We start from the raw sequence: 1,185 nt of genomic DNA on the forward strand, positions 1-1,185 counted from the left end.
TTATCCTTCTTTTCCGGTCCTGTACATGCCAACACTTTCTTCCCCTACGGCCCCGCTCAAATACGTGGTGGGCATCGACATCGCCAAAGACACGTTTGTGGCCTGCTTCGGCCGCATCGAGGTGAACCAGCACCTGCGCTTCGGCAAAGAAGCCATTTTCGCTAATACGCCGGCCGGCTTTGCAGCCGTGCTCGCCTGGACGGTCAAGCAGCAAGCCACCGCCGCCCCGTTGTGGTTCGTGGTGGAGGCCACGGGCGTCCACTACGAAGCGCTGGCCTATTTTCTGTCGGATAACCAGCAAGTGCTGAGTGTTTTATTGCCTAACAAAGTCAAGCACTTTGCCCAGAGTACCGAGCAGAAGAGCAAGACCGACCAACTCGACGCCCGCCTGCTCTGCCGCCTGGGCCTGGAAAGGGCCCTGCCCGTCTGGCAGCCGCCCACGCCGGCCCTGCGCCAGTTGCGGGCCCTGGCCCGCGAACGCCAAAGCCTGAAACGGCAAGGAGCGCGGCTCAAAACCCAGCGCCACGCCTACGACCACAGCTACCAGCCCGACGCCCGGACCCTCGAACGCCTGGCCGCCCGCCAGCACCTGCTGGTAGAGCAGCTGAAAGCCGTCGACCAGGACCTGGCTGCGCTACTCGAAGCCGAGCCCGAACTGGCCCGCAAGCTGGCCCACCTGACTAGTGTGCCGGGCATCGGCCTGACCACGGCCATCGTGGTGGTGGCCGAAACCAACGGCTTCGTGCTTATCGAAAACGAGCGGCAATTGGCCTCCTATGCCGGCCTGGACGTGGTACAACGGCAAAGCGGCCTCTCGGCCCAGGCCACGCGCATCTCCCGCCGAGGCAACGTGCATTTGCGCCAGGCCCTGTACCTGCCGGCGGTGAGCAGCTTACGGTCCAATCCGCAGCAAATGGCCTTTTATGCCCGCTTGCGGGCTCGCCAGCCCAGCGGCAAGCCGGGCGTGATTGCCGTCATGCGCAAACTCTTGCTGCTCTGTTTCTCGCTCTGGAAGAACGACCGGCCCTATGACCCACACTACCATCCGGCCCACATGGCCGAAAAAGAAGTAGCCCCGGCAACGTAAACGCGCCGAGGCTACACAGGATGAACCCGAAGGCCCTCCTTTAAGAGGCCCAAAGGTAAAAATAATTGCCCGATTCCTTGCTTTTCATTACAGTATCT

1 protein-coding gene is annotated in these 1,185 nt (G+C 62.0%); it reads left to right on the top strand.

The window, feature by feature from the left end:
• Positions 1-25: 25 nt before the first annotated feature.
• Positions 26-1,087, top strand: a complete 1,062-nt coding sequence (locus J4G38_RS23335; RefSeq protein WP_210522230.1) for an IS110 family RNA-guided transposase — start codon at positions 26-28, stop codon at positions 1,085-1,087.
• Positions 1,088-1,185 lie beyond the last annotated feature (98 nt).

This window comes from Hymenobacter terricola (assembly GCF_017921975.2).
Classification (GTDB): Bacteria; Bacteroidota; Bacteroidia; order Cytophagales; family Hymenobacteraceae; genus Hymenobacter; species Hymenobacter terricola.

Excerpts from the sequence above, each read along its gene's own strand:
- J4G38_RS23335 (WP_210522230.1), top strand. The coding sequence starts at position 26 with ATGCCAACACTTTCTTCCCCTACGGCCCCGCTCAAATACGTGGTGGGC.